This is a genomic window from Fontimonas sp. FW305-C-3 (genome assembly GCF_058783185.1).
Genome location: NZ_JBYSYK010000001.1, coordinates 23,585 through 45,663, shown reverse-complemented (window position 1 = coordinate 45,663; position 22,079 = coordinate 23,585). Strand labels below are relative to the sequence as shown.

The window sequence follows — 22,079 nt, the reverse complement described above, 5'->3', positions numbered from 1 at the left end:
GTCCTCGAAAATCAGGCCTATGCGTGTAGACGAACTCTTTCCGGAGCATGGATCCATCAGGAGCATCTACTGCGACCATTGCTCAACGCATATGGATCTCGGCTTCTCCGACTTTTCTGAGGATGTGTCCGGTATTTCCATATCCGTTGCGGGTCTTCCAATGCTCGTATGCCCGCTATGCACGGCGTCATTCATGCCGGATCGCACTCGCTTCTCCCTGATTGAGCTGCATCGCAGAGCTCTCGAAGAGCGATCTACAACTGTCACTGTACTTCGCAAAAAAATAACTAAGAACTATGGCTTTACGAAAGTTCCATTTATCTACGATCCGGACGACTATCACTACATTCCCGGGCTAGTGCGGCCCTTTGATGAGGGGTTCCTCACACCGTTGTTCTTCAGCAGGGACGTGCTTCTCAAGTACGACGCACACCCTTCCTACAGAATCGCCTTTGCATCGCGAACCTACGGCGACATCCGACAGGGAGATGGCTTCCACGTCCCGTTCGGGGTCAATCGCTACGGCCGCGTAGTGATGTGGCTGGGTGACGTGGCCCGCTTGCCAGAGTCGGAGCAGTACTACTTGCGCTCCGAAAACGTCGACTCAGACCATTCCATCGGCTCGGAGTTCTATGACGGTCAGATCGAGTGCAAGTTCACAGATTGTCCGCCGGAAGACGATCTCTTCCGGGCGCGCTCAGACTTGCTCGAAGCCTGTTTCAAGAAGGTCGGAGAAAAGATGGCTCACCTGGAGCGCGAAGTCTTCGACTTGGCGAGCACCATTCGGCGTCCAGTTGTCGATACCCCATTTCAGCGACAGGCCGTAGCCGATGCGCTGAATAAGGTCTACATAGAATCGCTCGACAACAAAGCCCTCGGCCGAGCACTCGCCGCGCGCGGTCAAGAATCAGGCAGCCTGGGCACGCTAAAGCGGCTACAGAAGCTACTCGAAAGCTTCGCTATCGCTGTCGATGTCTCTGGGAGCATGGCGCCGCTGTATGCGCTCTACGATCTTCGCGTCGCCTACTCGCACCTAGGATCGAAGGAAGGGCAGGTGGATCGCATAAACTCGGTTCACGATCGCCTGGGGCTTCCACATGGCGCGGATCTCTTCGCCACATACGATGCATTTCTTACGCAGCTTACATCCTCACTAAATGCACTAGCACAGGCTACGCAAATGACCGTCGAGTCATCCGAAACCGGGTCCACGTCATCGCGCGCATCAGAGTAGATGCCGGCTCCTCGTTCGATGGTGGGGCTTTGAAGGCCGAGCGAGAGTGAGAGTCAAAGTAGGGCGCCAGGCCATTTGAAGTGACATTGAAGGGCTTAATCATGTGCCCTCTATGACCGAAGGGGATAGGTGACGTCGCACTCAACCTTGACGGTATTGCTGGCGTTCAGCTTCCGTCGGTGGGGCATTGAACTAATCCGCAGCATCCCCATCTAATTTTTTAGAGCGGCGACATCCCCCGGTCCCCGCTGTCCGCCTCCACTCCCTTAGGCGGACCCCGGCACTCCCAAGCCGGTGAGCGTAGCCCGGCGACTTCCCCCCGAGTCGTCGGGCTTTTTGTGTGGCATCACATTGCGACCAGTGTGGAACGACTGCTTTCAGCCCGGAGCTGTCCTAAGCGTTTGCCGAAACGGTACTCCGAAGCGGACGATCAACTACTCGTTAGGGGCTACTACACGGAACAGACGATCATTGATGTGCTTCGGCACCCATCTGCCACAACAACGCGCGGCTGCGTCAATGCCGTGACTCATTCTGCGGCTCAGCCCATGAGCTAACGCGCATGACCCGAGGCTTAGCCGTATAAGGAAGGCGCTAGGAACGTTCCTGTGAACAAGCACGCATCTCTACTCGAGCAGCCCGCCGCGCTATTCTATTTGCTGTGAACTTGACAGGAATAGATATTGACAGCTGCGAAACACAACTGGCCGATCGGCTCGCTCGTTGCCGTGAGCCGCGGTGTGGCACGCTGACGATGTTTCATGCATTTCGGCTGCGCAGCTTACTGCCGATGCTCGCTCTGCTTCTTGGCGGGTGCATCGCCGTACCTGTGTCGGAGCACGCGGCAGCGGTATCCAATTTCGAACCTGAGCGCTATCTCGGGACCTGGTACGAGATCGCGCGTTTGGATCATCGCTTCGAGCGCGGACTCGAACAGGTCACCGCCAGCTACAGCGCGCGCGATGATGGCGGCATCCGCGTGGTCAATCAGGGCCTCGAGTCAGAAACCGGCGAATGGAAGCAAGCCAAAGGCCAAGCGAGTTTCATCGGTGCCCGCGATCGCGGTTTGCTCAAGGTTTCGTTCTTTCGTCCATTCTACTCGGTGTACATGATTTTCTATTTGTCCGATGACTATGGCACCGCGTTCGTCACCGGTAATGACGCGAACACGCTATGGCTGCTGTCGCGCAGTCCCACGGTCGAGGCCATTGACCGCGCTCGCTTCGTCGAGGCCGCCCACAAGCTCGGCGTCAGCGCCGATCGCATCATCTGGGTGCCTCAGAAAAGCGATCCTGCGCCGCGTGAGCCCGCGCAATGAGCGACGACCCACGCCCGATCTGGAAGCGCCCCCGCCCAGCAGGCGCAGGCAAGAAAAGCCCGCTGACACCGCACCAGCGCGAGGCCGCACGTGAACGCGCGAAAGCTGCCGGTCGTCGCTATCCCAATCTTGTCGACAATCTGTGGGCGACCCGCCACGTACCGCGCGAACCGGGCGACGTGGTCCGTGACGACAGTCCGCTGGTACCGGATTCGTGAGTTCGGTGTAACGCCACGCATCGCTGGTCCTTAGCGACGAAGACGCGTTGATCCGCGACGATCGCTTTCCTTATGAGCACTGCTGCCAGCCGCACAAGGGAATGTGTCCTGAAAGCGGCCAGTCGTTAGCGAATGCAAGCGGCACATGACCGCTTGTCGCTGGGCGTGATAACTCGCAAAAGACATGCTTAGGGACCGTTGAGCCGGTTAGCGTGAATTGCTCGAATGGACGCGAGCCGAGGCAGTGGAGCTTATGTTTCAAGCGGGATCGGATTGCGCAGGTCATGTCACCGTCGAATACTGTTGCATAGCCGCCGCTAGATAGAGGCCACTCCAGGCGTGTGGCAACTGTGTGACTTAGTCCTTGCCTTTCCCTTTGTGCTTGTCCCTGCCATGACCCTTGTCATGCTTTCCTTTCTTATTCTTGTAATGGGGCACGTACACATCGGAGTACCAAGTGTCTTCGACAAAGTAGACTCGCTGCCCGCAGGCGTTGTACTTGCGGCAGTGCTTTCCCCAGTCCTTCGCGTGCCCCGGAGGGACATGTAGATAGACTGGGGCGGAGACTACTCTCACCTCATCGATGATGATCGGCTCCGCATACAGGAGGCGCGGACGCGGGGCATCGCCGATGTCGACTCGACCGTAGAAACCGGGCTCGCTGACTGAAACTGACACGCCGACATCGGCGCCCATCGCGGCTCCACTAGCGCAAAAAATTGCCGCCATCAGGATCTTGCGCATACCGTCTCCTTTAAGTGGGTGAGTTCGTAAGTTCGGCCAATTTCGGCTCTGCTGCTGGACACGACCTCATTCTTATACTCGTCCTCAAAGCTACCTTGGCCCCTTGGCGATGGCAAAGAGCTGCCCGAAAGAAACATTGCGAAGTTCGAGTTGTGAGCCCCAGAGCGGGGCTTTCTATTCAACTACGAACTCAGCGCGAGACCTCGAAACGTTCCTGAAGAGCTGCTTGGTGGCTTGGTACCTCAAATCAGCACGGGCCGTAGCCATCTCCATGATTGATGTGGGCCTGAGCAGCCTCGCGAGGAAGCTCCATCGTCTTCTTCCCTTTATGGCACAAGACCACCGTTCCTCCGCCGGCCTTTCCGCTGCCAGACGAGCCCCCAGATCCATCCAGCGGCACAAGAACACATCCGCTGGTCAGGACGGCGATCAACGCGGGTATAGCGAATTTCATATGGCCTCGGAGCAATACAAATCCATGATCAAGAAATGAAGTACGAGGGCTATGGGAGATTGGCAGTCGTGGTCTGACCGCTGCTTACTACAATATTGCCGACGATGAGGCCGAAGGTGACTTCGTTGTCCGGCTGGTCTGGATCGTCGAGTGCTGCATCGCAGGTCAGCGCGACGGTATAGGAGCCCGGCGTCAGGAAGCTTGCCTGATAGTAGTAACCGCCAGCGGACTGAATGGTGATCATCGGCACTTTCGACGCTACCGGCTGCGCGGCTGTATTCACCGCCGTGCTGTCATTGTCCTGCGGTTGGGTCACTGTGCCGGGGTAGACATACACGCCTGGGCTGCAGCCGTCTGGAACCAGGGTCGCGCTGACGACGCCTTGAATATTGCCGACGGTGTCATTGTCGACAAGGCGAAGTGCCGGCTTGAGCATGCAGACGCCGTTCTGGCCCGGCGGACAGGTCACCGCCTTGCGCAGGTCGAAGTCGACCGTGAAGTTGGCAATGCCACCTCTCGGCGCCTCGAATCCAGACACAAGCTTCAGGCCTGTCTGGCTGCCGCTCGGCACTCGCAAGCCTTGTCGACTGCCGTCGGCGAGATCAATGTAGGAATCGCTCGGATTGCCGTCCGCGATGACCAGCAACCGGATCTGCGTGTATGTGCCTGATGGCACCGGCTCATCGAACAGCACGGCTGAGGCTGTACCACTGTCATTGAGCAGATCGATCGTCTTGGGTGCGCTGAACTCGATCAGCACCGGACCTTCATCCGGCCCGAGCAATTCGACACCGGTGAACTTGACGACGACAGCTTCGGCGCCGTCTACCGGTGCATCGGCAACAGCGAGCTTCAATTGCGTAGTGTCCCCGCTCCCGCCATCGCCACCACAGGCGCCCAGAGCCAGAACGGAAGTGACGACAATGCATCCCATGGCGTTACGAAGCTTGCGGTCGATCATGACGACAATCCGGATGCAGGGGGATCGATGGTGTAATCCTGACCCAATGAACTTGGACTGAACCGAAAGCTCACATCACGATGCCCTCAAGACCGGGGAGGCGGCGCTCGGGAGCGGCGCGCTGTAACACCCGATTGGGGGTGCAGGTGCCGAATGACCGGCATGCGGCCGGCTATGACCGCCGCCACAGGTACTTCACGGGGCGGGCGGTTGGCAGCCCATCGGCTGCACGTTGCATAGGGCAAGTCTCCGGCGCAACATGAGCTCATGCCGCGCCTACAGCGAAAGAGCTTTGCGACTCCTGACCAGATCCGCAAGTTTCCGTTGGGGCAGTGTGACATCGTCGCGCTCGACGACATTTCGGTGGGCCACTTCGTATTTCAGCCAGGATGGCAATGGTCGAAAGACGTGCAGCCTCTTGTCGGAACGAAGTCCTGTCAGTTCCGCCATCTGGGCTATGCGATCTCGGGCGCAATGGAGGCGCGCATGGACGATGGCACGAGTCTCGTCATCCGAGCCGGCGAAGCTTACGAAATCCCACCTGGACATGATGCGTGGGTCGTCGGCGACGAACCCTGGAACGCCATCGAGTTCGCCAGCGCGCATCAGTACGGCGTGACGCCGGAGGCGATTGGCGAAAGAGTCCTCGCCACCCTGCTGTTCAGCGACATCGTTGCGTCGACTGCCACGCTTGAACGACTCGGCGACCACGCGTGGGCTCAACTCGTGCAGGAGCACAACGCCAGGATTCGCGCGGCGATCGACCGCCATCGGGGCCGTGAAATCGATTCGGCAGGCGACGGCTTTCTCGCATTGTTCGACGGTGCCGCCCGGGCCGTCCATGCTGCGGCAATCATGGACCCGGCGGTCGCCGATCTCGGTGTGCGTGTCCGTGTCGGAGTCCACACGGGCGAGGTCGAGATCGCGGGCGGCCGGGCGCGTGGCATCGCCGTTCATGCTGCCGCGAGGATTGCGGCGTTGGCAGGTCCCGGAGAAGTGCTTGTCTCCGGTACGACTCACGACCTACTGGATGGATCTGGGATCACATTCCAGTCACGTGGTGAACACGAACTCAAAGGCCTGAGCGGCGCCCGCCCAATTTTTGCGGTGCAGCGGCTTTAGATTGCGGAAGCTCGCCCTTTCCTGCCCCTTAAAAGTGCCGAGCTTAGATAGCCCCATCAATTGGATACGCGATTGGGTTGACGGCCCGCGGAGTGGCGCACCGATGTAATCCCCCGAAGCGGACATTCTTCACTGACTGCAACTGGCAGAGGCCGTGTGAAAACCATAGATTGGCGGCACGTGCTGATGAGCCGGCGAATCGCCCAAGATTTCTTGGCCTGATCTTGCCGCTCGCGCGGTCTATAAGTCGAACAGGCGCAACGGCCTGACACTTCAGGCTCTGATCATTCCCATCAGCTGCTGCACTCCAAACAGCTGCATCCCACGTTTCAGGTTGTAGGCCAGGACGTGGAGGCTCATCTCGGTACTCACCCGAGGTTTTGTTCGGGTGAGGAAGTGTGTTGAGCCCATCCACGCCTTGATGGTCCCGAAGGGATGCTCGACCGTTCGCCGGCGCAGTCGAAACGCATCGGGCGTCCGATCCATCCGATTCTGCATGGCATCAATCACGTGTTCATGCTCCCAGCGCGAAATGCGGCGGTACTCGCTGGTCGTGCACTTCGATTTGATGGGACATTTCGGGCAGGCAGATGACCAGTACTTGTGGATCGTCTGGTCGTGTTCGACGGTCGTGAATCGCCAGACTGCACGCTGACCTGCAGGGCAGCGGAACTCGTCCTTGGCGGGGATGTACCGGAAGTCTCTCTTGTCGAAGAGGCCTTTTGCCCGGTTGTTCGAGGTCTGAGACTTCGGGACATAGGCCACGATGCCGGCCTGTTCGCATTTCAGGATCTGCTCACCGCTGAAGTAACCGCGATCCGCAAAGGCGGTCAGCTCCTTGCTGCCGATGGCACGTCGTGCATGCTTGGCCATCGGGGCAAGACTCTGCCGATCGTGGCCGACGTTGGTGACTTCGTGGGTCACGATGAGATGGTACTGCGTATCGACCGCGGTCTGGACGTTGTAGCCGACGATCGGTGTATCTCGACCCCGGCTGGCCATGCACCGGGCGTCGGGATCGGTCAGGCAAACCTGCTTGTCCTCGGATTGACGCATCTGTTCGCCGATCCCATTGAGCCGCCGCATCTGCTTGCGGACATCCCGAATCTTCTGCTTGATGTGGGAAACCCGTGCTTCAGGAACAAGGGACGGCTCACGGTCAGCCCGGTCGAGCTCGACCAGATAGCGGCTGACGCTTTCTTCCAGTTGGGCCAAGCGCGCTTGCAGCTTGCGCTCAGTGAACGCTCGATCGCCATTGTTCACAGCCTTGAACTTGCTGCTGTCGATCGCGACCACGCCTTCCGAGAACAGCCCGATACGGCGGCACATCACGATGAACTGGCTGCAGGCCCGCTGTATGGCCGTGCCGTTGTCGCGACGGAAATCAGCAATGGTCTTGAAGTCGGGGCTCAGCCGCCCGCTCAGCCACATCACTTCAACGTTTCGCTGCGCTTCGCGTTCTAGTCGCCGACTGGACTGAATGCGATTCAGATAACCATAGATGTAGAGCTTGAGCATCGTCGCGGGGTGATACCCCGGCCGGCCTGTGTCGGCCGGCTTCTTGTCGAAGCCCATCCGTCGCAGATCCAGCTCGTCGACATAGACATCGATTACACGAACCGGGTTGTCATCGGCGATATAGTCATCGAGCCGATCCGGAAACAGTGTGCTCTGAGTTCGATCTTCGCCTTCAACGAATCTTGGCATCGCCAGCCCCGCTGCAGATTCATCACAATCCGCAGCAAGCATCAGGCCACGTTTTCACACAGCCTCGGCACTTCGGCGACAGCCGCTGATCAGCTGCCCTTCTTGAAAGTTGAAAAGTAGCTCCTAGATAAGGAAGGTCGGAATGCCGATGTCTGGGTTCTGACAATAAACTTTGCCAATGCTCAGGAGGTTTTTCATGAATACCTTTTCGCTGACCCCGCTGTTCCGCTCCTCAATCGGCTTCGACCGGTTCAATGACTTCTTCGAGACGGCCCTCTCCGCACAGGCCGTGTCCTACCCACCCTATAACGTCGAAAAGCGCTCGGAGGATAACTACCGAATCGTTGTCGCCGCCGCTGGTGTGGACGAGGGCGAACTGGACATCCAAGTCGTTCGCAATGTACTGACGATCAGTAGCGGCCGTCGCGAAGGCGCGACGGAAGACGCGCAGTATCTCTACCAAGGGATTGCGCAGCGCGCATTCAAGCTGACGTTCCGCCTCGATGACTACATTGAAGTGGAAGGCGCCACGCTCAAGAACGGCCTGCTGCATGTCGATCTGGTGCGCCGCGTGCCCGAGGCCGCGAAGCCGCGGCGGATTGCCGTGAATGCCGCGTCTAATCCCAACGTCGTATCCATCGAGCAGGCAGCCTAACGGTTGCCCCATTGAGCGGGAGGCGTCGACCGGCGCTTCCCGCTCATATTGGCTTGAATACTCGCTCCTGCGCCATATGCGGGAGCCGGTGTTTCGTTTTTTGTGATTTTCAAGGACTTCGTATGACTGAGCGCATCCGACCCTTTGCACTGTCACCCGATGATCACCATCTGCTCGTGCGGATGGCGCTCGATGAGTTACCCGCCGAGTTCGATGCGATTCAACTGAGACGCCTTGCAGAGCAAAAGCTCGTGACGTTGAATCAGCAAAAGCCGGCTCCGACAAAGAAGGCGCTTCGCCTGATTTTCGGGGAGATCCAGTCGTTTGGCTCCCAAGAAACAGCGCTCAACTAAATTTGGGTTGGGCCCAAGTTGGGCTTTGATACGGCCTCCCCCGGCACGGTGCCGTCTGCCTGATGCTTGCCTTATGTGCTTCGGCGGTCGGATGTTGATGTCGATCAGCCCGGCGATGCATGCCGACGAATCTGAGCATGTCGATCGGCATGTTCAACCTAAAGCAGTCGCTCGCTTTAGGTAGTTGGAACGCCAATCAGCGTCACCGTCGCATCCAGCAGCGCCCTGAGCCGCTCCGGCTTGAATCGCTTCGGCTCGATCGGAAACATCATCAACCATCCGTCGCTCATCGCGCTGATCTGATCTGCGAGCAAGTCGGCGGGAATATCTTTACGCACGACGCCCTGCAGCTGACCGCGTTCGAGGATCACAGTGAACCGCTGCCGAAACTGCGCGTATCGACGTCGCACGTCCGCAGTGAACGCAGGTTCGTGCCTGGCGTGGGCGAGCAGTTGAAACAACGCAGGCCACAGATCCGGATCGTCGGCCTCTGTCAACGCCAGCCATTGCTGGAGCAGCGCCTTGACATCGACACGTTCGCCGGTGTTCTGGAGCAGGGAATTGAACTCGTCGAACACGCTTTCGGCGACCGCTGTGACCATCTCTTCTCGGTTCGAAAAGTAGTAGGTCACCGCACCGGTGGTCTGCTCGGCGCGCTGCGCAACCTTGCGCAGCGACGCCGCAGCGTAGCCTTCCTCCGCGATCACCGAAATCGCTGCCTTCAGTAGCGCAGCGCGCTTGGCATCGTGATCACCGGTCGGCCGGCCGCGGCGCGCGGCAGGTTGTACCCCAGCTTTTAGGTTGCGGTTGCGACTGGTCTTCGGAGGAGTCTGGTCCTTGCCCATCGATGCGGTGTCGGCTGTGTGGCGGTTGGGTGACTGTAGCTACCGATCATCATATCCGGCGCATCAGCTGCCAGCCGAACATCAGCATCCAGAAGGGGAAGACCACGACCGCAACGATCAGAAGCAGCTTCATCCAGGCGTCCAGTTCCGGGAACATGCCAACGACGAAGAACAGAGCGAAACAGACGCCAACAACCTTCAGCGGCAGCAACGTGGCGCGGGACCAGCCCACCTCGCGCAGTTGCCTGCCGACAACCAGGCCCCAGAACAACACGACTGGTCCCTCGCACCACCATAGCCCCTTCTGGCTTGCGTACGCGATCGCAGTCCAAGCTGCTCCTGCCGCAGCCTTGACCGTTTCATCGCCACCCGAATGCAACTGCGCGAGTGGATCGAGTGCCGACAGCTGCATGGCGGCACCCGCGACACCGACCACCGTGTACAACGTGATCGCCAGCACTGCCATGTCGCCCAGCGCACCGGCCTGATCGCGATATCGATGCCAAAGGTAGGCACCGATGACGAGCACCGGCAGATAGAAGCCCAGAATGTCAGCGAACATGCCCCAGCGGAACAGATCACGCGTTTCCGACGGCAGACTAAGCATCGATGGGCCGTGGAGAATCATGCCGGTGTCGCCACCGGTGGCCATCACGACCAGCGCGACGTTGAGGTAGGCGAACAGTCCGCCGAGCATCGCGCTCCAGGCGGTGAATCGCGTTGCTGTATCGGGCACGGCGTTCATGCGCGCGCCTCCGCACGCTCAAGCGCGCCATAGGCGTAGTACATCTCGGCCAGACTGTACGCCCAAACCGTCAGCGCGAGGATGAGGAAGATGACCTGATCCTCGTCGCCGGGAATACGATAGAAATCGTAGATCGACGCGATCGCCTGACCGGATAACAGTGCGATGACGATGCCGATCGCATGGCCGGTCTCGCCGGCACGCTGCAGCCGCCACGCGAAGTAAGCCAGATACAGCGAGAACAGCGTCCACATCAGCAGATAAAAGTACGGCAGCGGCTTAGCAACAATGTCGGCAGAGATAAGCACGACGGTGCCGGTGAACGCGCCGACGAAGAACACCACGTCGGCGCGCACAGACGGCCGGTAGCCATGAGTCAGTACCATCAATCCTGCGACGGCGATCACCGGGATGCCGAAGCCACGCGAGAACGCGTCGAGAAAGAACGAAATGCTGTATGCCCACTGCGCTTCGGCGAGCAAGTAAATCAGCAGATGCGTCGTCGACACGGTGATGACCAGCCATTCCAGGCCGAGCAGGTAGTTCTTCTTGCGCAGGAACTTCACGCCGTAGACCAGAGAGCTCGACAGCAACAGCAGATCTGCGAGGAGCAGCAGGATGATCTTGAGGTCCATGATGGAATCCGGATTTGAGGTGGATTACTTCGCCGGCGCGAGCTTGGCGAGATGCTGGGCGATTGCCGCGCGATCCTCTGGCGGTATCGCAGCTACAAGGGCGTTCATCGCACCCGTCGGATCGGCACGACTACCGTCAGCGAAGGCATTGAGCTGCGCGACTAAATAGTCGGAACCCTGCGCGGCCAGACGCGGGTTCTGATCGCGCCCCATCATGTTCTCGCCGTGACAGGCAGCGCAGCCCCGCTCCGCAACCAGCTGACGACCGCGCTCGCCGATCTCGGGCTTCGCCTCCAGCCAGCGATTCGGCTCAACAGCCTGCCGGGCGAAATGTTCGGCGAGCTGCTGCACCTCGTCGGCGTTGAGTGTCATCGCCAGTGGCGTCATCGTCGGGTTCGCGCGCGCGCCGCTAGAGAATCGCTTGAGCTGCGCGGCCACATAAGGTGCTGGCTGGCCCGCGAGCCCGGGATAAGCTTGGTGCAGGGAGTTGCCGTTGATGCCGTGGCAGCCGGCGCAGGTATCTGCGAGCTGTGGCCAGGGACCGCCGTTTGTTTCGTAGGCCATAGCGGATTCATCGACGTAGGCGAGCAGACGATAGAGGTCGAGCAGCGTCGGGCCAAAGGCGATGGCCAACACCGCGAGGATGCCAGTACCGCCCAGTAGCAGGATTTTCTTCATTTGATGGTTCCCTTCAGGACTTGCGCAGTCCGTTCAGCGCTTGAAGTGCGGCGTGGCGACCCGAGCGAACGGCGCCATCCATGTAGCCAGCCCAGATTTCCGCGGTTTCGGTGCCCGACCAGATCAGCCGCCCGCACGCCGGCCGCAGCGCCGCGCCGTGCGTCGTCCAGAAGCCCGGCGGAATTGCCGAGACGCAGGTGATCGTCCAGGGATCTGCCCGCCCCCAGTCGTGGTCGTGATACGACAGCGGGGTTAGTGCTTCATCGCCGAGCGCCTGAGCGTAGATCGCGGCCAGAGTGCGCCGCGCTGCGTCAAGATCCGAGGGAAGCTGGGCGTTGTAGACGAAGGCGTTGATGACGCCGATCTCCGCCTGCGGGGGCGAGTTGTCCCAGGCCCATATCACCGGACCGCCGACCTGGAACAGATGCCCGTTGAGTCCCTTGTCGCGCCAGAACGGCCGCGGATACACCATCGCAGTCTTGCGCGCCGGAGAATGCGCCGGCCAAGCGCGCTGTAGCGCCGCGCGGCCTGCAGGCAGTGGCGGATCGAAACGGATCTGCTGGCACAACGCGGGATGAATCGCGACAATCACATGCCGCGCACGAATCACGCCGTGATCTGTGTGAAGGGTGACTACGTCGCGATCCCAGTCACCGATGCCGCGCACGGCGCACGACAGACGCAACCTATCTCCGAGCGTCTCGGCGAGACGGAGGCTCAGTCGCTGCGCCCCGCCGACAAAGCGTGTCTCCTGCGCGCTGTGCTTGATCGAGTCGAGCTGCATGAAATCGCAGTCGGCCGAGTTGATCATGGAAAGGAAGTGAAGCAGGCCCATCTTCGCTGGCGTCACGCCGCCGGACAGCGTGACGCTGCCGTTCCAGCCGACGCGATCCTCGGGCTTGATGTCCTGCTGCGCGAGCCAGTCGCCAACCGATAGCTTGTCGAGCTCCGCTGCTCGCGGCGAGGTCCACGGCGCCGCCGACGGCACGTCGCGCGAAAGCGCACTGAGCTTCTCGCCGATGCGCTCGTCGGTGCCGAAGGTGCCATGCAGATCAATCGCGAGGCGACCGTCGCCACCGATCATGACGGTCTTGCCTTCGTAGTGCGTCGGAAATGTACCTACGCCGAGCTCGCGCGCAAGATCCGCGACCGCAGTCTGGCCGGGCCCGATCCACTGCCCGCCCGCGTCGGAGATCTGCCCGTCGCCGAGTTCGTGATTGAGCGTCCGTCCGCCGACGCGATTGCGCGCTTCGAGCACGGCGAAAGACTCGCAGCCGGCCTGGAGCAGGTCACGTGCTGCGGTCAGCCCGGCCAGACCCGCGCCGATGATCGCGACGTCGAGCACGTCAGTCGAAGTTCGGACAGCGTCCTGCGCAGGGGCCGCCCGGATTGGAAAGCCCATGCCAGCGACGGTGGATGCGCCGGCGAGCGCGAGCAACTGGCGCCGGCGCCGATCAATCGACGTGTCAGGGGATGATGGCTTGGTCATAAGGAACTCTCGCTATCGTCGTCAGAGGGAGGGAGTCGAGACCTGGCGCAGTGCAAACAGCGCCTGCTGTGCGGCGCGATGTCCGGCGCTGACCGCGCCGTCGATGTAGCCGACCCAGCGTTCGGAGGTTTCCGTACCGGACCAGATCAGCTGACCGCACGGCATGCGCACCGCGTCGCGGTGCCGGCTCCAGAAGCCCGGTGGCACCGCCGGCAGGCAAGTGATGCTCCACGCGTCGGCCGTGCCCCAGTCGTGATCGTGAAAAGACAACGTCTTGCGCGCCTGGGGGCCGAGTGCCTGCTGATAGATATCCGTCAGCACCTCGCGCGCAGCGACTGGATCGGACGGCAGTTGCGCCGGATAGATGAACGCGCCGATGACGCCGATTTCACCGCGCGGCGGCGAGTCGTCATACGCCCACAGCACCGGCCCGCCGTACTGGATGATTTGGCCGTTGAGTCCGCTGTCGCGCCAGAACGGTCGCGAGTAGACCATCGCGGTCTTGCGCAGCGGTGCGAACGCTGGCCATTCGCGCTGCAGCGCCGCACGTCGCTCCGGTAGCGCCGGGGAGAACTGGATCTGCTCGCACAGCGCTGGATGCAGTGCCATGACGACGCGACGCGCCAGAAACTCGCCTTGATCCGTATGCAAGCGGACGATGCCTTGATCCCAGTCGCTGATCCGGCGCACAGGACAGGACAGGCGCAACCGTTCACCGAGCTGTTCCGCGATCCGCAGACTCAAGGCTTGCGCGCCACCGACGAACCGCGTTTCCTGCGCCGACTGACGGATCTCCTCAATGCGGTGGAAATCGCTGTCGCCTGAGTTGATCGTCGCGAGAAACTGCAGCAGCCCGGTGCCGGCGACGCTGGAGCCCCCGGTCAAGCGGCTTGAGATGTCCCAGCCTTCTCGATCCGAAGGCTGGATGCCCTGATCCGCCAACCATTCGCCCAGCGATAATTTGTCGAGTTCGGCCAGCTTAGGCGAGGTCCACGGTGCGTTGGCGGGCACGTCGCGGGCCATCGCGCTGAGCTTAGCGGCCAGCGCCTTGTCCGAACCCAAGCCGCCCTTGAAGTCGAGCGCGATGCGGCCAGCGCCGCCGAGGAGAACGGTTTTGCCCTGGTAGTACGTCGGAAACGTCCGCACACCGAGTTCGCGCGCGAGATCTGCGACTGCGGTCTGCCCGGGGCCAATCCACTGGCCGCCTGAGTCCGCGATCCGCCCATCGCCGAGATCGTGATTGAACGTGCGCCCCCCAACGCGGCCGCGCGCTTCCAGAACGACGAACGATTCGCATCCGGCGCGCTGCAGATCGCGCGCGGTCGTCAGACCGGATGGTCCTGCACCGACGATCGCGACATCCAGAATCTCGCGGGGATCGGAAGTGCCAGAGAACGCCGCGTCTGTTTTGAGACCCAGCCCAGCTGAGATGGCAGAGGCTCCAGCAAACTTGAGCAGCTTCCTGCGCTGCGGATCGGCTTTCATGACACGACCTCGGCCGCAGCGCGGCGCGCTTTGCGATTGACCCGCTCATCGAGAAGGCGTGTCAGCGCAAGCGCGGATTTCACCGCGAGCCACTGCAGCGGTTCGGGAAGGGTCGACGGTGTTTTGTGGCGTAGAGCCGACAGCAATGGATGCTCAGCACCGAGAATGCGCTGTGCCAGCAGCAACCCGACTAGAGACTGCGTGCCGACGCCGTGCCCCGAACAGCCGGCGCTATAGAGCAAGTTGCGCTGCGCACCAGCTTCCCCGACAACCGGCAGTGCGTCGTACGCAAGGCTGACATAGCCGCTCCAGCTCGCCCGGATCGCGATACCGCGCAGTGACGGGAAGCGATCGTGCAGCGTCGCGCTAAGCGCGCGATACGCAGTGTTGTCAGGCACATTCGGCGTCCTGGCCCCGTAGACGTAGTCGAGCTGCTTGGTCGTCAGTACCAGAGTGTTCCGCGCCGTCAGTCGATGGCTTTCCATCGTCCAGTGCGAGGTGACGATCCCTTCGCGGTGCGGCCACCCCAGTGTTGCAAGCTGCGCCGCCGACAGCGGTTCGGTCTCAATTGCCGAGACGCGCATCGGAGCAACCCTGTTCTTCAACAAACCCAACTGCGGCGTATAGGCATTGGTCGCGAACACCGCGAACGGCGCGCTCGCGCTGCCGTGCGCAGTTTGTAACCGGACGCTCGATCCTGCTGTCCAAGACTGCACTGCGCTCTTCTCGTAGAGCTTCACGCCGGCTCGCAGTGCGGCACTACGCAGGCCCATGATGTACTTGCCGGGATCGAGTGTGCCGCCCGTGGGCAGATGACAGCCGAAAAGGAACGCCGGCGGAATCCCGCGCGCGCGCATCGCGGCGGTGTCGAGGAACTGCGCAGGAGAGCCGAGCTCGATGCCGATTCGCATGCTCTCCCGCAGCTTGCGCTCCTGCGCGGGATGCACGCCGGCACGGATCGTTCCCGATGCGTTGTAGTCGCAGTCGATGCCGTGCTCGACTAGCTTGCGTTCGACGTAGGCGACGCCCTCGTCGTAGAACCCAACGATCTGCTTCGCGCGCTCGCGCCCGACACGCTTCAGGAACATCTCGTACTCGAGTCCCTGACCGCCGACCAGATATCCGGCGTTACGCCCACTAGCGCCGAAGCCGGCGAATGACTGCTCCAGCACTACGACCTTCACTCCTCGCGCGGCGAGCTCCAGTGCGGTCGACAGTCCGGCGTACCCGGCGCCGACGATGACCACGTCGGCACTGATGTCGCGGTCGAGCGCCGGTTCAGTTTGAACCGCTTGCTCCAGCCATCCGCCGTTGATGAGGAAGTTGCCTGCCATGTTCCGACCGCCCGGTGCGCATCCGTGACATTGATCCGGGACAGACCATAGCACAATTAAAATAACGTGTGTTGTGTAAATTAGTGATCGCCGCTAGGCTGTTGGCTCCATCTGATCTCCGGAGTGGTCTCGTGAGCGCGCAGCACTACGACATTTTGATCATCGGCGCAGGCTTGTCCGGCATCGGCATCGCACGCCGGATCGCCCATGAATGCCCCGGCAAGCGACTGGCGATCCTGGAGCGGCGCGACCGAATCGGCGGCACTTGGGACCTGTTCCGCTACCCCGGTATCCGCTCGGATTCGGACATGAGCAGCTTCAGCTACGGCTCGCGAACCTGGACGTCAGCACGAGTTCTCGCCGATGGTGCGGCTATCCGGCAATACATCGACGACAGCGCGCGCGACGCTGGCGTGGCGGAGCGAATCCAATACGGACTGCAGGTCACCAGCGCTGACTGGTCGACCCAGCAGAGTCGCTGGCATCTGACCGCGCGGCATACCAGCGGCGAGGTCCGCGAGTACAGTTGCGGCTACCTGATCGGCTGTACTGGGTACTACAGCCATGACTCTGGGTTCCGCCCGGAGTTTCCGGGTGAGGCTAACTACAAGGGGCTGCTGGTCCATCCTCAGCTCTGGCCGGATGCGCTCGACTATCAGGGCAAGAAAGTCGTCGTGATAGGCAGCGGTGCGACGGCGATCACGATGGTGCCGTCAATGGCAGAAACGGCCGGTCACGTGACGATGCTTCAACGCTCTCCTTCGTATGTGTTCTCTATCCCTTCGAGGGACAAGCTGACCGCTGCGCTGGCGCGCGTGATGCCGGGTGCGTGGGCGTATCGTATCGCCCGGAGCCGGAACATCTTGCTTCATCGTGCGGCTTTCATCGCCTGTCGGAGCTGGCCGCGCCTGATGAGGCGGCTCCTGCTGTCCCGGGTGCGCAAGCATGTCGGGCCAGAGATCGACATGCGTCATTTCACACCCAGCTACATGCCCTGGGACGAACGCCTCTGCGTCGTTCCCGACGCCGACTTGTTCAAAGCACTCCGAAACGGCAAAGCCAGCATCGAAACCGATCGCATCAAGAGATTCACTGCACAAGGAATACTGCTCGCCTCCGGCAAGGAGATCGAGGCCGATATCGTTGTAACCGCAACCGGCCTCAAGCTGCAGATGCTCGGCGGCATGCAACTATCTGTTGACGGTGCTCCACGTCAGCTCGGCGAACAGATGACCTACAAGGGTGTTCTGGTCGAAGATCTGCCGAACCTGGCATGGATATTCGGTTACACCAATATCTCTTGGACATTAAAGATCGACCTCGTCGCCGGCTATCTCTGCCGTCTGTTCCGTCACATGGAAGCGCATTCCTATGAAACCGCAACCCCGCATGACCGCGAAGGCAACCGGCTGCAAGAAGGCATGCTCGATTCGCTGCGCGCAGGCTACGTGCGCCGCGATGGTCACCACCTGCCGCGTCAGGGGAAGACCGCGCCGTGGCGCGTGGACATGCACTACGGGCGCGATCGAAAAATGCTTCTGGGCACCAAGATCGAAGACGAACACCTGCGATTCACGTCCTCGCGGGATGGCGGCGGCGACCGCCTCGGCAGCGCCGCGCCGACGATGGCCTTCTAGACCCTTTACTTCCTGTTCCCAGTCGCACTAAAGGGCTGGCTGCCGCAAGACAGCTCGGCTCGGCTTGACCTATCTACCCTAAAGCAGTCGTTCACGAACTTCCGCTACTGGCACTAATCCGCCCGTCGATCCGTCCGCTTTGGGGCTTAGCACGCCCGGAATGAAGCGAGCACAGTGGGAATCCATCCAAACGGGAGAGCGCCATGCAATCGGCAATCTCTACACCGGAACGACATGGGCCTTGGAATAAGGGAAAGCTTGTAGGTCAAAAGAGCCCGTTGCGGCTCAGGGACATCTGGGCGATACGCGTCCGCTTGCAGCTTGCCGATCGAGTTCGCGATCTCGCACTCTTCAACTTGGCGATCGACAGCAAGCTGCGAGCTTCTGACCTCGTCAATCTCAAGGTCCGCGACCTTTTTCACGGGTTAACTATCGCGGCGAGGGCGATCGTCATGCAGAAGAAGACCAATCGCCCAGTTCAATTTGAACTGACCGAACCGACCCGTGATGCAGTTTCAGCTTGGGTGAAGGAGGCTGGCCTATCGGCGGACGATGCATTGTTCCCCAGCCGGATTCACCATTCGTCGCATCTTTCAACGCGGCAGTACGCACGGATCGTTGGTGCTTGGGTAACCTGCATCGGCTTGGACCGATCCGGATACGGCACACACTCGATGCGCCGAACCAAGCCAACCCTGATTTATCGCCGAACAAAGAATCTTCGGGCGATTCAGATATTGCTAGGGCATACCAAGCTCGAAAGCACTGTCCGCTATCTGGGCATCGAGGTCGACGATGCACTTGAGATGGCAGAGCAAACAGAGGTTTAGTGCTTGAGTGGCTGGTTTGCGACCTGCAACCGAGAGTCGCAAACCAGCCCAGAGCGGCTCGTCGCGACATAAGAATAGCTGCCCGGACGCGGCCACTCAGGCTTTTGCGTTCAGGGGTGCCAGACATAGAAAAGCTTCGAGTTCCCGCCTTGCATAATCAACCAGCGACGTAAAAGTGCTCCCGCGGCCATTAGCAGCAGAAGCATCGAAGGATCGAGCGCGCCGCCTCCGCCACCGCGACGCAGCTTCGGCCCGCCCTCGACCGTCACAACGCCATTAGCAATTCCATCGGCATCGCCTGCGCCGCCGTCGACTAGGGTGAGCGTCAGCGCGTTTCCGTCAAAATCGGCCTCGGGAATCTCGGCACAGGTGCCGTCAACGCATGCCATATAGGCCTCGGCCTTGAAGCCGGGCGGGAAGTCGATGATGACCACGACGCTTGCGCCCGGCGAGAGGCGATTCAACTCGACCCGGTAATAGCCGTTTGCGAAATCGTCTTCCAAGCCCGCTGGCGGCGCCGTGCGTCTGAAGTCGACAATGTTGCCGCTGTCGCTCAGTGTCAGGACGATCTCGCGATCCTGCGGATCGGTCGTGACCGCGCTGCGGACGTCTGGGCCAGGCGTTGGAGTGGGGGCAGCTGTCGGTGTCGCAGTGGGCATCGCCGTAGGCACAGCTGTCGCCGTGGGGGTCGGTGATGGCGTGATCGTTGGCGTTGCCGACGGTGTTGCAGTGACTGCCGGCGTTTGCGAGGGTGTCGGTGTGGGTGTAGCGACGGGCGTCGGCGTCGGACTCGCTGTAGGTACGGCTGTCGGAGTGGGCGTCGGGGCCGTGGTTGGTATGGATGTCGGTGTCGGTGTCGGTGTCGGTGTCGGAGCCGTAGTCGGGGTCGGGATTGGCGTCGGATCGCTCGCCAGGATCGTGCCCGTTGCCTCGTTCGTGGAAATCGACGCTGCAGCATCCGGGATAGCCCGGAACACCGCTACAGCTGAATTGCCGCTCGCCGCAACCGCCATATCCACCTTGCCGTCGCCACTCAGATCACCGACTGCAACCGACTGCGGCTGGAAACCCGCCCAGTAAGTGCGGACCGGCTCGAAGCTCGTTGCATCGATCGAACCGACGGCGGCGACGTTACGCAGCACCGAGACGCCCTCATCGCCGTTGTCCGCAAGCGCAAGATCCGCTTTGCCGTCGTTGTCCAGGTCTTCGATGACCACGGAGCGCGGGCTCGCGCCGGTCGCGAAATCCTGGCGTGCCTGGAAGCTGGACGCGTTGATCACGCCGGTTGTGCTGCTGTTGCGCAGGACCGAAGCGGTACTGCTGCCTTGATTCGCAACCGCAAGATCCGCCTTGCCATCGCCATCCAGGTCGCCGATCGCGACCGAGTCAGGCGTCGAGCCCGTCAGGAAGTTCTGCGGCATGGATAGGCTGGTCGCATCAACGGCACCCGACGTGCTGCTGTTGCGCAGCACGGAAACGCTGTCGCTCCCCAGATTGGCGACAGCTAGTTCCGCCTTGCCGTCGCCATCGAGATCGCCGATCGCAATATAGTTCGGCTGCGTACCGACCGCGTAGTCCATACGCGCCTGGAAGCTTGTGGCGTCGATCGTGCCGATCGCAGCCGTATTGCGCAGAAGTGAGACGCTGTTGGCGTTGAAGTTCGCAACGGCTATATCCGGCTTGCCGTCACCGTCGATGTCGCCAAGAGTGGCAAATCGCGGACTCGGGCCGGTTGCGAAATCCTGTTTCTCAGCAAAGCTGCTCGCGTCCATCGTGCCTGCAGCGCTTGTATTGCGCAGCACCGAGACGGTATCGCTGGTGCGATTCGCGGTCAGCAGATCTAGCTTGCCGTCGTTGTCGATGTCGCCGATCGCGACCGAGTTGGGGCCAATGCCGGTTGCGAAGTCCTGCTTCGCCTGGAAGCTGCCCGGCAGGATAGTGCCGCCCGTGCTGATGTTCCGCAGCACCGAAACGCTGTTTGCGCTGAAGTTCGCGCTTGCGATGTCCAGCTTTCCGTCACCATCCAGATCGCCCAGCGCGATTGCGACTGGATTCGAGGCGGTCGAGAACGCGCGTCGATGGTCCAAGCTCGACGCATCAATTGCTCCGACTGCACTGGTGTTGCGCAGCAGTATCGCGCCGCCAGATTCGCTATTGAGTGCCACAGCCAGATCGGGCTTGCCGTCGCTGTCCAGATCGCCTGAGCTAAGATCAACGGCGCGGGCAGGCGTACTGAAATTCTGCCGAGGCGCGAAGCTCGTCGCGTCAATCCTGCCGATCGTACTGGTATTGCGCAGCAGAGAGATGTTGCCGCCGTTGATGTTTGACACTGCGATATCAAGCTTGCCATCGCTATCCAAGTCGACCAGCTCTACACCGTTAGGGTTGGTGCTCACCGCAAAGCTCTGATCGGACCCGAAGCTCGAAGCGTTGATCACGCCTACTACGCTGCTGTTGCGCAAGACATTGACACTGGAGGTCCGGTTGCCCGTTGTGACGAGATCCGGTTTGCCGTCGCCGTCGAGATCGCCGATGGCTATGTTAAAGGGTAGGTCAACCGAGAAACTCTGCGCAGCAGAGAAACTCGTGGCGTCGATGACGCCCGGCGTCGAGGTATTTCGCAAGACGAAGATTGTCCCGATAGTCTCACCTAATTGCGGGGGACTCTCACCTGTACCAGCTAAGTCCAGCCTGCCGTCGCCATCGAGATCGCCGATCGCGACGTCCCGTATAGTGTCCCCTGTAGCGAAGACTTGTCTGGGCTGGAAGCCCACCGCACCCGGCGTGCTGATGTTGCGGATCACGGCGATGCCGCTGACGGCCGCCGATGACATGACGAGATCTGGCTTGCCGTCGCCATCTACATCGCCAGCAGCAACGGAGATAAGGGAGCTAAAACCCGGGATAGGTAGTACCGATACGTCGAAACTGGCGGCATCCAGAGTTCCCGTAACGCTGACGTTTCTCAGTACACGCAGTTCGCTGCCGCCACTTCTCACAGCTGCGAGGTCGGGCTTGCCGTCGCCATCGAAGTCCGCGACATCGAGCCGGCTGCTGGGTATTGGGAAGTCCACGCTCGTGTTGAAGCGGTATTCGCCTGTTGCAAGGCCTGAATTCCGAAACACAGATAGCAGGCCATCCCCCGACACAATCAGATCGGGCCGGCTGTCGTTATCCAGATCGACAATCTTCACCGATACGAGATTACGGACCGACGGAAGACGCTGTGTCGGAAACGACAGCGCTGATCGTTCAACCGCCTGTGTCAGATGCAGGAAGAAGTTCTCGTCCGGCTCGGGCAGCAGATCGCCGTAGATCGTCACTGGCACGTTGGCGTACGGCAAGCCATCGGGAATGCGCAGCTTAGTGCCGGAAGCAAGCGGCGCGTAGTCGACCCCTGCGTGCGCGGGATCGGTCGGGTGGTCGTTGGTTTCGACTGTGACGACGATGTCCTTGCCGCTGGAGCCGCTGCGGTTGACCTGAAAGTTCAGCGTCGCGGTGCCGCTATCGGGTTCGCTGATGCTGACGTCGCCATCGAGGCCAACCTGCGCCCATGCTGTAGAACCGATGGCGGAACCGAGCACGGTTCCCAACAACAATGGAATGACGACCGCGCGTGGACTGCCCCTCATCAC

19 protein-coding genes are annotated in these 22,079 nt (G+C 60.9%); 8 read left to right on the top strand and 11 right to left on the bottom strand.

Annotated elements, in window-relative coordinates:
* Nucleotides 1-19: 19 nt before the first annotated feature.
* The 3 genes from AC3WUF_RS00180 (at nucleotide 20) to AC3WUF_RS00170 (ending at nucleotide 2,770) form a co-directional block, all read left to right on the top strand.
* Nucleotides 20-1,234, top strand: a complete 1,215-nt coding sequence (locus tag AC3WUF_RS00180; protein ID WP_492421195.1) for a hypothetical protein — start codon at nucleotides 20-22, stop codon at nucleotides 1,232-1,234.
* A gap of 754 nt (nucleotides 1,235-1,988) precedes the next feature.
* Entirely contained in the window at nucleotides 1,989-2,552 is a 564-nt protein-coding gene (locus AC3WUF_RS00175; protein WP_492421193.1) for a lipocalin family protein, read from the top strand.
* Nucleotides 2,549-2,770, top strand: a complete 222-nt coding sequence (locus AC3WUF_RS00170; RefSeq protein WP_492421191.1) for a hypothetical protein — start codon at nucleotides 2,549-2,551, stop codon at nucleotides 2,768-2,770. Before AC3WUF_RS00175 ends, AC3WUF_RS00170 begins: the two co-directional genes overlap by 4 nt.
* Nucleotides 2,771-3,127: 357 nt before the next feature.
* Here the strand turns inward: AC3WUF_RS00170 and AC3WUF_RS00165 are convergent, their stop codons facing one another.
* Both AC3WUF_RS00165 and AC3WUF_RS00160 read right to left on the bottom strand, forming a co-directional pair.
* Nucleotides 3,128-3,514 (bottom strand): hypothetical protein, encoded by a 387-nt coding sequence (locus AC3WUF_RS00165; RefSeq protein ID WP_492421189.1) that lies wholly within the window; start codon nucleotides 3,512-3,514, stop codon nucleotides 3,128-3,130.
* Nucleotides 3,515-4,017: 503 nt separating this feature from the next.
* A complete protein-coding gene (locus AC3WUF_RS00160; protein WP_492421187.1) occupies nucleotides 4,018-4,929 on the bottom strand; it encodes a DUF4382 domain-containing protein in 912 nt (303 codons plus the stop codon).
* A 267-nt stretch (nucleotides 4,930-5,196) separates the two neighbouring features.
* Here AC3WUF_RS00160 and AC3WUF_RS00155 point away from each other — a divergent pair, with 267 nt between their 5' ends.
* Nucleotides 5,197-6,051 carry an adenylate/guanylate cyclase domain-containing protein gene (locus tag AC3WUF_RS00155; RefSeq protein WP_492421185.1) on the top strand — a complete coding sequence of 285 codons (855 nt, stop codon included), beginning with the start codon at nucleotides 5,197-5,199 and terminating at the stop codon, nucleotides 6,049-6,051.
* A 273-nt stretch (nucleotides 6,052-6,324) separates the two neighbouring features.
* Here the strand turns inward: AC3WUF_RS00155 and AC3WUF_RS00150 are convergent, their stop codons facing one another.
* Entirely contained in the window at nucleotides 6,325-7,758 is a 1,434-nt protein-coding gene (locus AC3WUF_RS00150) for an IS1182 family transposase (RefSeq protein ID WP_492423507.1), read from the bottom strand.
* Nucleotides 7,759-7,954: 196 nt separating this feature from the next.
* Here AC3WUF_RS00150 and AC3WUF_RS00145 point away from each other — a divergent pair, with 196 nt between their 5' ends.
* Together AC3WUF_RS00145 and AC3WUF_RS00140 are read left to right on the top strand one after the other, a co-directional pair.
* A complete protein-coding gene (locus tag AC3WUF_RS00145; RefSeq protein ID WP_492421183.1) occupies nucleotides 7,955-8,413 on the top strand; it encodes an Hsp20 family protein in 459 nt (152 codons plus the stop codon).
* 122 nt (nucleotides 8,414-8,535) lie between these two features.
* The gene (locus AC3WUF_RS00140) at nucleotides 8,536-8,766 is read left to right on the top strand and encodes a hypothetical protein (RefSeq protein ID WP_492421181.1); all 231 of its coding nucleotides are present in this window, start codon (nucleotides 8,536-8,538) and stop codon (nucleotides 8,764-8,766) included.
* Nucleotides 8,767-8,942: 176 nt separating this feature from the next.
* Here the strand turns inward: AC3WUF_RS00140 and AC3WUF_RS00135 are convergent, their stop codons facing one another.
* The 7 genes from AC3WUF_RS00135 to AC3WUF_RS00105 are packed head-to-tail and all read right to left on the bottom strand — an operon-like array spanning nucleotide 8,943 to nucleotide 15,977.
* Nucleotides 8,943-9,611 carry a TetR/AcrR family transcriptional regulator gene (locus tag AC3WUF_RS00135; protein WP_492421179.1) on the bottom strand — a complete coding sequence of 223 codons (669 nt, stop codon included), beginning with the start codon at nucleotides 9,609-9,611 and terminating at the stop codon, nucleotides 8,943-8,945.
* A gap of 49 nt (nucleotides 9,612-9,660) precedes the next feature.
* Nucleotides 9,661-10,356, bottom strand: a complete 696-nt coding sequence (locus AC3WUF_RS00130) for a hypothetical protein (protein WP_492421177.1) — start codon at nucleotides 10,354-10,356, stop codon at nucleotides 9,661-9,663.
* A complete protein-coding gene (locus tag AC3WUF_RS00125) occupies nucleotides 10,353-10,991 on the bottom strand; it encodes a hypothetical protein (RefSeq protein WP_492421175.1) in 639 nt (212 codons plus the stop codon). The genes AC3WUF_RS00130 and AC3WUF_RS00125 overlap by 4 nt, the downstream gene beginning before the upstream one ends.
* Nucleotides 10,992-11,015: 24 nt before the next feature.
* Complete coding sequence (locus AC3WUF_RS00120) at nucleotides 11,016-11,669, bottom strand: c-type cytochrome (protein WP_492421173.1); 654 nt, start codon at nucleotides 11,667-11,669, stop codon at nucleotides 11,016-11,018.
* A gap of 13 nt (nucleotides 11,670-11,682) precedes the next feature.
* Entirely contained in the window at nucleotides 11,683-13,158 is a 1,476-nt protein-coding gene (locus tag AC3WUF_RS00115; protein ID WP_492421171.1) for a flavin monoamine oxidase family protein, read from the bottom strand.
* Between the two features lie 21 nt (nucleotides 13,159-13,179).
* Nucleotides 13,180-14,643, bottom strand: coding sequence for a flavin monoamine oxidase family protein (locus AC3WUF_RS00110; protein WP_492421169.1), 1,464 nt, complete (start codon nucleotides 14,641-14,643; stop codon nucleotides 13,180-13,182).
* The gene (locus AC3WUF_RS00105; protein WP_492421167.1) at nucleotides 14,640-15,977 is read right to left on the bottom strand and encodes an NAD(P)/FAD-dependent oxidoreductase; all 1,338 of its coding nucleotides are present in this window, start codon (nucleotides 15,975-15,977) and stop codon (nucleotides 14,640-14,642) included. Before AC3WUF_RS00105 ends, AC3WUF_RS00110 begins: the two co-directional genes overlap by 4 nt.
* 131 nt (nucleotides 15,978-16,108) lie before the next feature.
* On the opposite strand from AC3WUF_RS00105, the gene AC3WUF_RS00100 reads away from it, so the two are divergent.
* Complete coding sequence (locus AC3WUF_RS00100) at nucleotides 16,109-17,614, top strand: flavin-containing monooxygenase (protein WP_492421165.1); 1,506 nt, start codon at nucleotides 16,109-16,111, stop codon at nucleotides 17,612-17,614.
* 203 nt (nucleotides 17,615-17,817) lie between these two features.
* Nucleotides 17,818-18,444 (top strand): tyrosine-type recombinase/integrase, encoded by a 627-nt coding sequence (locus AC3WUF_RS00095; protein ID WP_492421153.1) that lies wholly within the window; start codon nucleotides 17,818-17,820, stop codon nucleotides 18,442-18,444.
* Between the two features lie 110 nt (nucleotides 18,445-18,554).
* Here AC3WUF_RS00095 and AC3WUF_RS00090 read toward each other — a convergent pair whose 3' ends face one another.
* Nucleotides 18,555-22,076: an FG-GAP-like repeat-containing protein gene (locus AC3WUF_RS00090; protein ID WP_492421163.1), complete on the bottom strand. Its 3,522-nt coding sequence runs from the start codon at nucleotides 22,074-22,076 to the stop codon at nucleotides 18,555-18,557.
* Between the last annotated feature and the right edge of the window lie 3 nt (nucleotides 22,077-22,079).